Source organism: Armatimonadota bacterium (assembly GCA_031081585.1).
GTDB classification, from domain to species: domain Bacteria; phylum Sysuimicrobiota; class Sysuimicrobiia; order Sysuimicrobiales; family Humicultoraceae; genus Geohabitans; species Geohabitans tengchongensis.
This window is the reverse complement of record JAVHLY010000005.1, coordinates 1-13,089: the sequence shown is the minus strand read 5'-3', so window position 1 is coordinate 13,089 and position 13,089 is coordinate 1. Positions and strand designations below refer to the sequence as shown.

Genomic DNA, 13,089 nt, shown 5'->3' with positions numbered 1-13,089 from the left:
ACCGGTGTGACGGCGGCCGTCGTATGGTGAGGGGTGGAGGTGAGGACCCGATGCGCTTCGTCACCGTGCTCGGTGTGGTCGGCCTGCTGCTCCTGGGGCTGGCCGGCGTGGGCTATCCGGAATACAACTACCAGCAGCAGACCCCCGCCGCGCCTGCCGCGGGGGTGAAGCAGCAGATCCAGACGGCGGCCACCCACTCCGGGTTCGCCGCCGGCGGGCAGTCGCTGGCCTACGTGCAGCAGCACCTGGGCCATGCCCTCAACTGCATCGAGGGCAAGGGCGGGCGGAACTTCAACGCGGCCTGGGGGCACGTCTGCGAGGGGCAGGGGAACGGCATCCTCAACGACCTCCGGGGGGTCTCCGGCGGTGCGGCCGTGCGCCCGCTGGTGGAGCACGCCGACGGCCTGGCTGTCACCGGGGTCAAGACCCGCGACCTGGCCACGGCGCGGGCCGCAGCGGCGGGCGTCAGCGCTCTGCTCAAGGTGGCCGCGGAGTACCTGAAGTAACGGCCCCCCACAGCCGACGGAGCCAGCGGCGGCGTCCTGCGGCGAGCGGCTGGGGGATCCACACCAGCCGGTCCACCCACCGCAGGAAGTCCGCAGGGGCCTCTCCTCCCAGCCACCGCAGGAGCCCCACCTGCACGATAGCGCTGAGGGCAGCCTCCTCCCGCAGGAGGCGGGCCTGCAGGCGGGCGGTCAGGCGGCGCGCCAGATAGGGCCACCGTCCCCCCTCCAGCACCGCCAGGGCCTCTGCCGGCACCGGTGCGCCGAACAGGTCGGCCGCCAGCGCCACCGCCACCTGGACGGTGCGGCGCGCCTCCACGCAGACGGCACCGGCGAAGGTCCAGTCCACGCCGCCGCGCGCCGCCACTTCGGCGATGTCGCGGATGTAGCGGGCGCGGGGGCGGCCGTACCACAGCTCGCGCATCCAGAAGACGGCCAGCCCCACGATCAGGTCGGCGGGCGCGGGGAGGAGGGCCTGGGCGCCGGCCACGTCTACCGGTCTCGCCCGGCAGGCCACGGCGTCGTGGTCGAGCGGCAGGAGGTGCGGGTAGCCGGCATAGCGCCAGTGCAGGTCCACCGGCAGGGTCAGGCCTGACGGCGGCATGTACCCGCGGGCGCTACGCCAAGTGCGGTCGGCCGCGCTGGGGGCTCCGCCGGCGATGCGGTAGCCCAGCGCGCAGAGCGCCCGGTGCGCGGCGTTGACCGTCTCCGGGGCGACGAGGAGGTCCAGGTCGTGCATGGGGCGCAGCGCGGGATCGGGGTAGGTTGCCCGCGCCAGCGCCGCGCCCTTCAGCAGGAGCGGGCGGACCCCTTCACGGTTCAGGGCCGAGAGCACCGCGGCCAGCTCCATCTCCACCCGGACCGCCCGCTGCGCGGCCCGCTCGGACGCGGAGGCCAGCTCGCGCGCCACCGGCCCGGGCACGGTCACCCCGGCCCGCCGGATGCCGTCCCAGAGCAGCGGGATGACCTGTTCCCGCCTCGCCAGGCGATGCACGGCGTCCCAGTCGGTGGGGAGGTCCGGCGGGAGGGGCTCGAGGTGCAGCAGCCGGAGGAAGGTCCGCTCGAACGGGTAGAGGCGCGGCGGCATCAGGGCCGGACGCGGCCACGGCGCCGTGCTCAATAGGCGCTGAGCGTGCCGGACCGCCGGGCCTCCGCAAAGCTCCAGTGCAGGGCGAGCAAGCCCAGCGGGACGAGCGCGGCGGCAAAGGCGGCCAGGACGAGCACCTCGCCGCGCAGGCCGGCCGCCCCTGTCCCCTCCAGCAGGACGAGCCGCATGGCGCGCAGCGCGTGGGTCATCGGCAGCCACTCCCCCAGCCGCTGCAGGGGTGCCGGGAGGACGGTGGTGGGATAGAAGAGGCCGCCCACCAACGCCGAGGCGGCGGCGATCGGCGCGGTCAGCGGATCGGGCTGGCGGGTGAGGAGGACGTAGGCTGCGGCGAGCCAGCCCACGGCCAGGAAGGTCGCCCCCGAGAGCCCCAGGACCACGAGGGCGGCGGCCAGGTTGGCTCGAGCGATCGGCAGGCCGAAGAAGACCTCCCCCACCCACAGGGAGAGGGCCGCCTGCCCGAGGCCCAGCAGGACCGGCCACAGCGACAGGCCCAGCGCCAGCGTCCCCACTGCACAGGGCGTGGCGGCCAGGCTCTCCAGCGTGCCGGCCACCTGCTCCTGGCGCAGCGCGGCCGGGCAGGCGCGCATCACCGCGGTGAGGAAGCCGAAGAAGGCCACGCCGACGAGCGCGAAGGCGAAGTAGCCCGCCGGGCGCCCCGATGCCGGATCCGGTGCGGGGACCAGGCGTCCCAGGTAGTAGAGGGTGGCGGCGGTGAACCCCACGCCCGCGGCCTGCCAGGCCGGCGCCAGGCGCGCCGTCCCCGCGGCGATGCTGTCACGCCGGAGAAACGCCCACAACTGGAAGAGCAGGGCCACGCGTCTCCTCCACGGCCGCCTCGTAGCACGCCCGCACGCGCGCCGCTCCACCCTCCCCGACGGCCACCACCTCGCGCAGGCGCCCGCCTGCGAGGATGCCCACACGGTCGCACACGCCGGCCGCCTCCTCGAAGTCGTGCGTCGCCAGCAGAACGGTGCGGCCCTCTGTGCTGGCCAGGTGGCGTACCAGCGCCCGGAAGGCGTCAGCCGCCTGGGGGTCGAGGCTGCGCGTCGGCTCGTCGAGGCAGAGGACGGGCTGGCCGCCCACGAGCGCCCGGGCGAGCAGGAGCCGCTGGCGCATCCCCGTCGAGTACCGGGCCACGACCTGGTCGGCCGCCTCGGTGAGTCCCACCTGCCCGAGCGCCGCTTCGGCCCGCCGGCGCGCTTCACCCGGCGCGCAGCCGAGCAGGCCCGCGAAGAAGATCAGGTTGTCCCGCCCGGAGAGCCGCCAGTAACAGGCGCGCTCGTCCCCCGTGACCAGCGCCACGCGCCGCCGCACCAGCGTCGGCTCCCGCACCACGTCCGCGCCCAGGATGCGGGCCGTGCCGCCGGACGGGAGGAGGAGGGTGGTCAGGATCTTGAGCAGAGTGGTCTTGCCGGCGCCGTTCGGACCCAGCAGGCCGAAGATCTCTCCCGCCTCGACCTGCAGGGTCACGTCCCACAGGGCGTCCACCGGGCGATGGGCCCCGAGCGGCCAGCGCCCGCGGAAGCGCTTGGTCAGGGAGGAGGTCTCGACCGCCGCCACGACCCATTCAGTACCGGGGAGGACCGGAGACTTCCTGTCTACGGTGCGTGCCGTCGGCCGCCGCTGTTCCCCGCCGGTCTTGCGCCCTCGGGCCGCCACCGTTCCCGCGCCGGTCTTGCGCGCCCTCGGCCGCCACCACCCTCGGCCGCCACGGCTCCTGTGTCGTTTGCACGATGGTACTCCTGCATTCGACGGATAGGCGGTGCGTGCTGCCGTCCATACACTGGAAAGGCGCCAGGAACACCCAGGGGGTCATCAATGTGGTGGCGAGGGGGGATTCGCTCGGCAAGCATCCCACTCGCGGGAGGGGTCGAGTCGATCTCTCCTCGCGTCCCTCCACCGCCACCACCTCCACCGCCAGCACCGCCCCCCGGCGGCGGGCCTCCCGGCGCCATCCTGATCCCCCTCATCCCGCTGATCCTGCTGATCATCGGCGCTCCACCGGTGGTGGAGCAGCCACCTCCGCCGGTGGTCCAGGTCACCCCGACGCCTCCCCCTGAGGCCGCCCCGACACCGTCACCCGCGGCCGAAGCGCCCCCGTCGCCTCCTCCGCCTTCCCCGGCGCCGACTCCAGGTGTCCTCCCGCCCACCGTGGCGCCCACAGCGCCGCCGGCGCCGCCCGCTGCCGCTGTGACGCCCGGCCCGCCCGCGCGCCCCCGGCCCACGCCGATCGTCCTCGGCCCCCCCGCACCGGCGCCCGCACCTGCCGCGCCTGCACCGCCTGCTCCTGCGGCTGCAGCGCCGCCACCGGTCCGGGCGGTGGCCACGCCACCCCCCGCCGCCCCGCCGCCCGGGGCGGTGCTTCCCTTCGGAGGCGCCCGCCTGTGGATCCCGGTGGCGCTGGGCCTGGGCCTGGTGGGCACGGGGTACCTCCTCCTCCGCCGGAACGCCAGGGCGGGGTGAGCGCCCTGCGGACGCTGGGTCTTGTCCTGATGGTGGTGGGCGGGCTGCTACTGGCGGCACCCGCCTTCTGGTCGGTCTACACGGGGCGGGGGGCCGAAGCGGCGCAGACCGCGGCCCTGGCCGAGTGGGAGCGCGCCCTGACCGACGGCCAGACGGTAGCGGAGGAACGGACGACCCAGGTGGATCGCAGGGCGGCTGCCGGCACCCTGCGCCCGGCCGAAGGGCTCGTCCTCACCATCCCGCGTCTGGGGTTGCGCCGCTTCGTCCCAGAAGGGGCCCGGCCCGAACACCTGCGCCGCTTCGGCCTGGGACGCATCTCCTGGACGGCCCGGCCCGGCCAGGCCGGTGTGGTCGGCATCGCCGGTCACCGCACCACGCATGGGGCGCCCTTCTTCCGCCTGCCCGCCCTGCGGCCCGGCGACGAGGTGCTGCTCGAGGACGGGCGGCAGCGCTATCTCTACCGCGTGGCGGAGCAGCGCACCGTCCGCCCGACCGCGGTGGAGGTCCTGCGCGGTGAGGCCGGCCGCCGTCGCCTCGCCCTGGTCACCTGTACCCCGGCCTACAGCGCCGCCTACCGCCTCGTGGTGCTGGCCGACCTGCAGCGCGTCCAGGTGGCGGCCCCGTGACCGCGGTCGCGTGACTGGCCCCGTGACCGGCGGTCCCGTAACCGCTCCGTCCAGTGCGCCGGGCGACTCGGGCCCCAGGCTGGCCGCCCGCTTTGCCACGGAGGCCGCCCGCTTTGCCGCGGAAGTCGTCCTCTTCGACCCGGAAGACGGCCGGCTGGTCGTCCTCTCGGGCGCTGCCGCCAGCGTCTGGACCGCGTGCGACGGCCGGGCCACCGACGAGGTGGCCCGGGCGGCGGGCCTGGGGGTGGGCCGCGTGCGCCGGATCCTGCGCGACCTCGAGCGCGCAGGTGCCGTGGCCCGCGAGGGCGCAGGGTGGCGCCGGCGGGTGTGCGTGGAGGTCTGAGCGTGAGCGCGCATGCGGGCCTGCGTGTGGCGCAGCACGAGGCCCGGGGCTCCGAGGGCGAGCGGGAGGGCGTGGCCGCTCTTTCGGGCGCGCCCGGTCTTGCGGGCGCGCCTGCGGAGGCCGGGTCTCGCAGCGGGTGGCGCAAAACCGGCTGGACCGTACGGGTGCACGCGGCGCCGGGCTCACCGCAGGGCTTGAGGGGAGCCCGGCTGCAGACACTGCTCGCCGCGCTGGACCTCTGCGGGCTCCGCCTGCCTGCCCTCGAGGTGGAGCTGGGCGCTGACGGGTGGGCCGTCGGCCGCGTCGGGGGAGAGGCCCTGTGGCGCATCCGCCTGCCGGAGACGCGAGCGCTCTCGGTGCTGCTCGGGCAGTGCACCGCCACCGCCCTCCACTTGGCCGACCGTCTCTTCCTGCACGCCGGCGTGGTGGCGGTGCGCGGACGGGCGGTGGTGCTGGCCGGCCCGAGCGGGGCGGGGAAGACCAGCCTGGTGGCCGCGCTGCTGGCGCAGGGGGCGACCTACCTCTCCGACGAGGTGGCCTGGCTCCCCCTGCCGGACAGTGTGCCGACCAGTGTGCAGGTGCCGGACGGCGTGCGGGCGCCGGACCGTGTACAGAGCCGGCACGACGGTGGCCCGTTCAAGGGAGCGCCGTGCGCCTTCCCCTTCGCCCTGCCGCTCGCCATCAAACCGTGGACGTTGCGCGCTCTCGGGACCCTGCCCTCCGGTGAGGTGGTCGCCCGGGACGACGACGTCACCTACGTCCTGCCGCCGCGCCGGGCGCAGACGCGCGTGCCTGTGGCGCTGTTGGTCCTCCTGGAAGGACGGGGCTGGCGGGTGCGGCTGCGGTCGCTCTCACCCGGCGCGGTCTTCCTGGCGCTGAGCCGCCAGCCCTCCTCCCTGCAGCTGGCGCGCCACCGCGCCCGCGCCTTTGCCGGCCTCGCCGGCCTCCTACGCACCGTGCCGGCCGTGGGGCTGGTGACGCCCTCGCCGGCCGCCGGCGCCGCCGCCCTCCTCGAGACCCTGCCCTGATCCGCTCCTGAGGCGGCCACCCGTCCTGAGGCGGCCACCCGTCCTGAGGCCGCCACCCGCCGCACCCCGTGGGGGCGACGAGGGTTGAAAAATTTTTCACATTGAGTAGAGTATTATTCATCTCGCCCGGACGAGGAGACGGTCGTGGCACAGGTGCGGGTCAGCGTGGCAGGGGCGTCGGGGTACGGCGGCGGGGAGGTCGTCCGCCTGCTGGTGGGCCATCCGGAGGTGCGGCTCGTCCACCTCACCGCGGAGACTCGCGCCGGCGAGCCCTACGGCGAGGTCTTCCCCAACATCCGCGGCCTGGTCCCGCACCACACCGAGACCCTCGACCCCGTCCGCCTGGCCGACGCGGACGTCGTCGTCCTGGCCCTGCCCAACGGCGCGGCCATGACGCTCGTGCCGCAGCTGCCGCCCACCGTGAAGGTCGTGGACCTGGGCGCGGACTTTCGCTTCGCGGACGCCCGCACCTACGAGCAGTGGTACGGGCGGCCGCACACGGCGGAGGCGCTGCTGGCCGAGGCCGCCTACGGTCTGCCGGAACTGCACCGGGCCCGCATCCGCCGCGCCCGCATCGTCGGCACCCCGGGGTGCTATCCCACGGCGGCTCTGCTGGCCGCCGCGCCGTTCCTCCAGCAGGGCCTGGTGCGGGCCGAGGGGATCGTCGTCGACGCCAAGTCCGGCGTCTCGGGGGCGGGGCGGTCGGCGGGACCGCGCACGCACTTCTCCGAGGTGAACGAGAACGTGCAGCCCTACAGCACGCCCGGCCACCGCCATACGGGTGAACTGGAGGAGCAGGTGCGCGCGCTGGCGGGGGCGGCGGCGGCGGTGACCTTCACCCCGCACCTCGTCCCCATGACCCGCGGCATCCTGGCCACGGTCTACCTGCAGCCCACCCGCGCGCTGACGCAGGCGGAAGCGGACGAGGTCCTGCACGAGGCCTACCGCGGCGAGCCCTTCGTGCGCGTGCTGCCGGCGCCGGCGCTCCCCCAGACCAAGGCCACGCTGGGGAGCAACTTCTGCGACGTGGCCGTGCGCGTGGACGGGCGCACCGGGTGGGTGGTGGCCTTTGCCGCCATCGACAACCTGGTGAAGGGCGCCGCCGGGCAGGCGGTGCAGAACCTGAACCTGCTCTGCGGCTTCCCCGAGGCGCTGGGCCTGCGCGCTCCGGGGCTCTTCCCGTGAGCGCCGTGGGCGCCTCGCCCGGAGGGATGTCCGGGCCCGGGCCGCTGCCGCCGGTGGGCGAGGGGACGGTCACCACGCCGGCCGGGGTGCGCGCGGCGGGCATCCACTGCGGCATCAAGGCCGACCGGCCCGACCTGGCCCTCATCGTCACCGACGGCCCGGCGGCGGCCGCCGCGCTCTTCACCACCAACCGCGTGCAGGCCGCCCCCGTGCAGGTGTGCCGGGCTCAGGTGGCGCGCGGGCAGGCCCAGGCGGTGGTGATCAACAGCGGCAATGCCAACGCCTGCACGGGGGCGCAGGGGCTGCGCGACGCCTGGGAGATGGTGGACCTCACCGCGGCCGCGCTGGGGATTGCGCGGGACCTGGTGCTCGTGGCCAGCACCGGGGTCATCGGCGTGCCGCTGCCGATGGCGCGGCTGCGCGAGGGCATCCCCGCGGCAGCCGGGGCGCTGGGACCCCACGGCGACCGCGCGGCGGAGGCCATCCGCACCACCGACGCCTTCCCCAAGACCGGCGCCGTGCGGGTGGAGCTCGGCGGGCGCCCCGTGGCCGTCGGCGGCATCGCCAAGGGCGCCGGGATGATCCACCCGCGCCTGGCCACCACCCTGGCCGTGCTCACCACCGACGCCGCGGTGGTCCCAGCGGTGCTGCGCCAGGCGCTGCGCGAGGCGGTGGACGCCTCCTTCAACCGCATCAGCGTGGACGGCGACACCAGCACCAACGACACTGTGATCGCCCTGGCCACCGGCGCCGCTGGCCACCCGCCGGTCCGCACCGTCGAAGAGCCGGGCTTCGCCGTCCTGCGCGACGCCCTCACCGCGCTGGCGCGCCACCTGGCGCTGCTGGTGGTGCGCGACGGCGAGGGGGCGACGAAGGTGGTCGAGGTGGCGGTGACGGGAGCGCGCTCGGCGGCGGAGGCGCAGCGCGCCGCCGAGGCGGTGATGACCTCGCCCCTCGTGAAGACCGCCTTCTACGGGACGGAACCCAACTGGGGGCGCGTCCTGGCGGCGCTGGGCCGGTCGGGCGCGGAGGTCGACCCCGACCGCGTCACCGTGACCATCGGCGGGGTGGAGGTGGTGCGCGGCGGCGTGGGCGTGGCCGACCGCCTGGCGGCGGCCGCCGCCGCCATGCGCGCGCCCACCTTCACCGTGGCCATCGACCTGGGCCTGGGCGAGGGCGCCTGGCACGGGTGGACGTGCGATCTCACCGAGGGGTACGTGCGCCTGAACAGCGGGTACCTGACGTGAGCCCGGCGCGCGCGCGCGAGACCGTGGCCGCCGAAGGGGCGCTCATCGCCCGCGGGCTGCGCTACGTCCAGGCGTGGCGCGGCCGGACGGTGGTGGTGAAGTACGGCGGGAGCGTGTTCGCCCGGGCCGGCGAAGAGGGCGGCGGCAGCGACACCGTCGTCGAGGACCTGGTCCTCCTCCAGGGGGCCGGCATCCACCCGGTGCTCGTCCACGGCGGCGGACCCGAGATCACCCGCTGGCTGGAGCGCCTGGGGATAGAGAGCCGCTTCGTCCAGGGGCTGCGGGTGACGGACGAGGCCACGATGGAGGTCGTGGAGATGGTGCTGGCCGGCCGGGCCAACAAGGCGCTGGTGGGGCGGCTCACCGCCGCCGGCGGCAGCGCCGTGGGCCTGAGCGGCCGCGACGCCCGCCTCTTCGAGGCCGCGCCCCTGCGCGGTACGGTGGACCTGGGGCGCGTGGGGCAGATCACCGCCGTGCACCCCGCGGTGGTGCAGACGCTGGCGCGCGAGGGACACATCCCGGTGATCGCCTCCGTGGGGACGGACGCGCGCGGAGAGGCCCTCAACCTCAACGCCGACCACGCCGCTGCCGCGCTGGCCCAGGCGCTGGGGGCGAGCAAGCTCATCCTCCTCACCGACGTGGAGGGGATCTACCAGGAGCGGGACGGCGAGCGCACGCTGCTCTCCGTGCTCACCGTGGAGGAGGCCCGCATGCTGGTGGAGGACGGCACGGTCTCGCGCGGCATGATCCCCAAGGTGGAGGCGGCCCTGGCCGCCCTGGCCGGGGGCGTACCGTCGGCGCACATCATCAGCGGCGAGGTGCCGCACGCGCTGCTCGTCGAGCTCTTCACCGAGGAGGGGGTGGGGACCATGATCGTCCGTCAGCGGGAGGAGCGGGTGTGAGCCGCCCCGCCGTCGTGCCGATGCCCTACACGACCACGGCGGAAGTCGTCGCCGCCAGCGACCGCGTCCTCATGCCTACCTACCGGCGCCAGCCGGCCGCCTTCGCCTCCGGCCGGGGCGTGCGCCTGGTCGACTTGGAGGGACGGACCTACCTCGACTTCATCGCCGGCATCGCCGTGGACGTGCTGGGACACGCCCACCCGCGCCTGGTCCAGGCGATCCAGGAGCAGGCCGCGCGGCTGCTCCACGTCAGCAACCTCTACCACATCCCGGAGCAGACCCGGCTGGCGGCGTGGCTGGCGGAGCGCAGCGGGCTCGACCGCGCCTTCTTCTGCAACAGCGGGGCGGAGGCCAACGAGGCGGCCATCAAGCTCGTGCGCCGCTACTTCCACGCGCAGGGCTCGGATCGCGTGGAGGTCGTGGTGGCCCAGGGCGCCTTCCACGGGCGCACCTACGGGGCGCTGGCGGCCACGCCGGTGGCTCGCTACCGCGAGGGGGTGGGGCCGTTGCCGGCGGGCTTCACCGTCGTCCCCTTCAACGACCCCGCCGCGCTGGCGGCGGCGGTGAGCGCGCGCACCGCCGCGGTCCTCCTCGAGCCGGTGCAGGGCGAAGGGGGGGTCCACCCCGCCGACCCCGCATACCTGCGCGTGGCGCGCGAGCTCACCGACCGGGTGGGGGCGCTGCTGGTCTTCGACGAGGTGCAGACCGGCATCGGCCGCACCGGCACCCTCTTCGCCTTCCAGGGGTACGGGGTCGTGCCCGATGTGCTCACCCTGGCGAAGGGGCTGGGGGGCGGGGTGCCCATCGGGGCGGTGCTGGCGCGCGAGGCCGTGGCGCAGGCCTTCCAGCCGGGGAGCCACGGCTCCACCTTCGGCGGCAACCCGCTCGCCTGTGCGGCGGCGCTGGCCGTGCTGGAGACGGTGGAGGCGGACGGCCTGCCGGCGCACGCGGCGGCGATGGGTGAGCGCCTGGCCGCGGGGCTGCGGGCGATTGGCCAGCGTACCGGGGCCATCACTGCCGTGCGCTGGCGGGGGTTGCTGGTGGGCGCCGACCTCGACCGCGAGGCCGCTCCCGTGGTGGACGCCTGCCGCGCCCGCGGGCTGCTGGTGAACGCCGTCCAGCCCCGCACGCTGCGCTGCGCCCCGCCGCTGATCGTGAGCCCGGCCGACGTGGACGAGGCGCTGGCCATCCTGGAGCAGGTGCTCGGGGAGGGAGAGGCATGATGCAGGGAGACGGACCGGTGGCCACGACCCCCACGCGCCCCATCCGGCGCGCCTGTCTGGCCTACTCGGGGGGGCTCGACACCTCGGTGATCATCCCCTGGATGCGGGAGCGGTACGGGGCCGAGGTCGTGGCGGTGGTGGTGGACGTCGGCCAGGGCGAGGACCTGGACGCGATCCGCCAGAAGGCGCTGCGCAGCGGGGCGGTGGAGGCGCGCGTGGTGGACATGCGCGAGCGCTTCGTGCGCGACTTCGCCTTCCCGGCGCTGCGGGCGGGCGCGGTCTACGAGGGACGCTACCTGCTGGGCACCGCGCTGGCCCGGCCGGCCATCGCCGCCGCCCAGGTGGCGGTGGCGCTGGAGGTGGGGGCCGACGCCCTCGTCCACGGGTGCACGGGGAAGGGCAACGACCAGGTGCGCTTCGAGCTGGCCTACGCCGCCCTCGCCCCCGGGCTGCGCGTCGTCGCCCCGTGGCGGGAGTGGGAGCTGCGCTCGCGCGCCGAAGAGATGGCCTACGCCGAGCGCCACGGCATCCCCGTCCCCGCCACGCGCGAGCGCCCCTACAGCGTCGACCGCAACCTCTGGCACTGCAGCAGTGAGGGCGGCATCCTGGAGGACCCCTGGCAGGTCCCGCCCGCCGACCTCTACCAGTACACCGTCGACCCGCGCGAGGCCCCGGACGAGCCGGAGGAGGTGACCGTGGAGTTCGAGGCCGGCACCCCGGTGGCGGTGAACGGGGAGCGGCTCGACCCCGTCGCCCTAGTGGAGACGCTCAACCGCCTGGGCGGCCGCCATGGGGTCGGCCGGGTGGACATGGTGGAGAACCGGCTGGTGGGGATCAAGAGCCGCGGAGTGTACGAGACGCCCGGCGGCACCATCCTCACCGTCGCCCACCAGGACCTGGAGAGCATCACCCTGGACCGCGACACCCTGCACCTCAAGCAGGCCGTGGTCGCCCCGCGCTACGCCGAGCTCGTCTACTACGGGCAGTGGTACACGCCGCTGCGCCAGGCCCTCGACGCCTTCGTGGCGGCGACCCAGCGCACCGTCACCGGGACCGTGCGCTGCATCCTGTACAAGGGCACCTGCCGGGCGGTGGCCCGCCGGGCGCCGGCGTCGCTGTACAGCCCCGAGCTCGCCACCTTCGAGCGGGACAGCGTCTACCACCAGGCCGACGCCGCGGGGTTCATCCGCCTCTTCGGCCTGCCGGCGGCGGTCTTCGCCCGCACCTACCCCCACCTCATCCGGGAGGAGCGGCCGCTCCCGCACGTCTCACCCGCTGGTGGGGGTGCGGGCGCGGCCGGCGGGCCGGGGGCGGGCCCGGAGCCGGCCGCCCGGCCGGTCGAGGCGACGCGCCACCCCCGCTGACACCGCACCATGCGGGCGCGCGACCGGAAGATCCTGGAGGTGGTCGCCGCCGAACCGATCCGTACCCAGGCCGACCTGGTCCGCGCCCTGCGGCGCGCGGGGCTGCGCGTGAGCCAGGCCACCGTCTCGCGGGACATCAAGCGCCTCGGCCTGGTGAAGGCCCCGGGCCCCAACGGTCGGGCGCGCTACCTGCCGCCGGACGCCGTCCCGCCGGTGCCGCCCGGAGCGGAGGCGCGCCTGCGGCGGGCCTTCGAGGAGTTCGTCGTGGGGATCGACGAGGGCGCCGGGTTGGTGCTGGTGAAGACGACGACCGGCAGCGCCGGGGCGGTGGCCGAGGCCATCGACGAGGTGCAGTGGCCCGAGGTGGCCGGGACAGTGGCGGGGGACAACACCATCATCGTGGTGCCCCGGCGCCCCGCCCACCGGGCCATCGTCCGCCGACGGCTGAGCGCCCTGCTGGAGTGAGCGAGTCGACCACCCCGCCAGCTAGTCGACCACCACGCGGACCTCGTCGCCCTGCACCTGGACGGGGTAGGCGCGCACCCCGGTGAGGGCGGGAGGCATCAGCACGGCGCCGGTGCGGATGTCGAACTGGCTGCCGTGGCAGGGGCAGGTGACGGTGAACCCCTCCAGCGCCCCGTCGCCGAGCGGGCAGCCGCGGTGGGGACAGGTGTTGTCGATGGCGTACCACCCCTCCGCGGTCCGGAAGAGCGCTACGGCCTGACCCGCGGCCTCCACCACCCGGCCCTCACCGGGCTGCAAGTCGGACGTGCGGGCAACGGGGACGGACGCCATCGCTCCTGAGCGGTCGACGTCGCCACTCTTCGTCACACCCGGACGCCTTCCCTGTCGGACGCCGCGCCGTCATGGCCCGGGGGCTTCCCGTGCGCGTCGGCGTCGCCCGGAGCCGGGGGCACCTGCGCCGTGTTGCCTCAAAAGTAGGTGTTACCGAGCGCAAGGGTACTGCCTCAAAATTGCGGTTACCGTGGTGATGGCTCTGCTAGCCCATGTTTGACAGAAACCGACCTCGAGGTACCTTTGCCTGAGACCTCGCATCCTTTGAAACCCGCATCAGCACTGACTTTTCCTTCGTCCCC

14 protein-coding genes and 1 pseudogene are annotated in these 13,089 nt (G+C 75.2%); 11 read left to right on the top strand and 4 right to left on the bottom strand.

The window, feature by feature from the left end:
• Positions 1 to 50 precede the first annotated feature (50 nt).
• Entirely contained in the window at positions 51 to 506 is a 456-nt protein-coding gene (locus tag RB146_02980; GenBank protein MDQ7827944.1) for a hypothetical protein, read from the top strand.
• Here the strand turns inward: RB146_02980 and RB146_02975 are convergent.
• Genes RB146_02975 through RB146_02965 form a run of 3 tightly spaced genes read right to left on the bottom strand, consistent with a single transcriptional unit; the run spans position 478 to position 3,171 of the window.
• Entirely contained in the window at positions 478 to 1,623 is a 1,146-nt protein-coding gene (locus RB146_02975; GenBank protein ID MDQ7827943.1) for a nucleotidyltransferase family protein, read from the bottom strand. The two genes, RB146_02980 and RB146_02975, sit on opposite strands and share 29 nt — an antisense overlap.
• Positions 1,620 to 2,426 carry an ABC transporter permease gene (locus RB146_02970; GenBank protein ID MDQ7827942.1) on the bottom strand — a complete coding sequence of 269 codons (807 nt, stop codon included), beginning with the start codon at positions 2,424 to 2,426 and terminating at the stop codon, positions 1,620 to 1,622. The genes RB146_02975 and RB146_02970 overlap by 4 nt, the downstream gene beginning before the upstream one ends.
• The gene (locus RB146_02965; protein MDQ7827941.1) at positions 2,386 to 3,171 is read right to left on the bottom strand and encodes an ABC transporter ATP-binding protein; all 786 of its coding nucleotides are present in this window, start codon (positions 3,169 to 3,171) and stop codon (positions 2,386 to 2,388) included. Before RB146_02965 ends, RB146_02970 begins: the two co-directional genes overlap by 41 nt.
• 759 nt (positions 3,172 to 3,930) lie before the next feature.
• Here RB146_02965 and RB146_02960 point away from each other — a divergent pair.
• The 10 genes and pseudogenes from RB146_02960 to RB146_02915 all read left to right on the top strand — a co-directional run bounded on the left by RB146_02960 (position 3,931) and on the right by RB146_02915 (position 12,457).
• Complete coding sequence (locus RB146_02960; protein MDQ7827940.1) at positions 3,931 to 4,074, top strand: hypothetical protein; 144 nt, start codon at positions 3,931 to 3,933, stop codon at positions 4,072 to 4,074.
• A complete protein-coding gene (locus RB146_02955; protein ID MDQ7827939.1) occupies positions 4,071 to 4,700 on the top strand; it encodes a class E sortase in 630 nt (209 codons plus the stop codon). Before RB146_02960 ends, RB146_02955 begins: the two co-directional genes overlap by 4 nt.
• Positions 4,701 to 4,710: 10 nt before the next feature.
• Positions 4,711 to 5,043, top strand: a complete 333-nt coding sequence (locus RB146_02950) for a PqqD family protein (GenBank protein ID MDQ7827938.1) — start codon at positions 4,711 to 4,713, stop codon at positions 5,041 to 5,043.
• A 2-nt stretch (positions 5,044 to 5,045) separates the two neighbouring features.
• A complete protein-coding gene (locus RB146_02945) occupies positions 5,046 to 6,071 on the top strand; it encodes a hypothetical protein (GenBank protein MDQ7827937.1) in 1,026 nt (341 codons plus the stop codon).
• A gap of 144 nt (positions 6,072 to 6,215) precedes the next feature.
• The gene (gene argC, locus RB146_02940; protein MDQ7827936.1) at positions 6,216 to 7,256 is read left to right on the top strand and encodes an N-acetyl-gamma-glutamyl-phosphate reductase; all 1,041 of its coding nucleotides are present in this window, start codon (positions 6,216 to 6,218) and stop codon (positions 7,254 to 7,256) included.
• A gap of 26 nt (positions 7,257 to 7,282) precedes the next feature.
• Positions 7,283 to 8,503: a bifunctional glutamate N-acetyltransferase/amino-acid acetyltransferase ArgJ gene (gene argJ, locus RB146_02935; GenBank protein MDQ7827935.1), complete on the top strand. Its 1,221-nt coding sequence runs from the start codon at positions 7,283 to 7,285 to the stop codon at positions 8,501 to 8,503.
• The gene (gene argB / locus RB146_02930) at positions 8,500 to 9,405 is read left to right on the top strand and encodes an acetylglutamate kinase (protein MDQ7827934.1); all 906 of its coding nucleotides are present in this window, start codon (positions 8,500 to 8,502) and stop codon (positions 9,403 to 9,405) included. Before argJ ends, argB begins: the two co-directional genes overlap by 4 nt.
• Complete coding sequence (locus RB146_02925) at positions 9,402 to 10,628, top strand: acetylornithine transaminase (GenBank protein ID MDQ7827933.1); 1,227 nt, start codon at positions 9,402 to 9,404, stop codon at positions 10,626 to 10,628. The genes argB and RB146_02925 overlap by 4 nt, the downstream gene beginning before the upstream one ends.
• Positions 10,628 to 11,851, top strand: a pseudogene (locus RB146_02920) (argininosuccinate synthase). Before RB146_02925 ends, RB146_02920 begins: the two are co-directional and overlap by 1 nt.
• A 150-nt stretch (positions 11,852 to 12,001) precedes the next feature.
• Complete coding sequence (locus RB146_02915; GenBank protein MDQ7827932.1) at positions 12,002 to 12,457, top strand: arginine repressor; 456 nt, start codon at positions 12,002 to 12,004, stop codon at positions 12,455 to 12,457.
• Between the two features lie 21 nt (positions 12,458 to 12,478).
• On the opposite strand, the gene RB146_02910 is transcribed toward RB146_02915, so the two are convergent.
• A complete protein-coding gene (locus tag RB146_02910; GenBank protein MDQ7827931.1) occupies positions 12,479 to 12,823 on the bottom strand; it encodes a non-heme iron oxygenase ferredoxin subunit in 345 nt (114 codons plus the stop codon).
• Positions 12,824 to 13,089 lie beyond the last annotated feature (266 nt).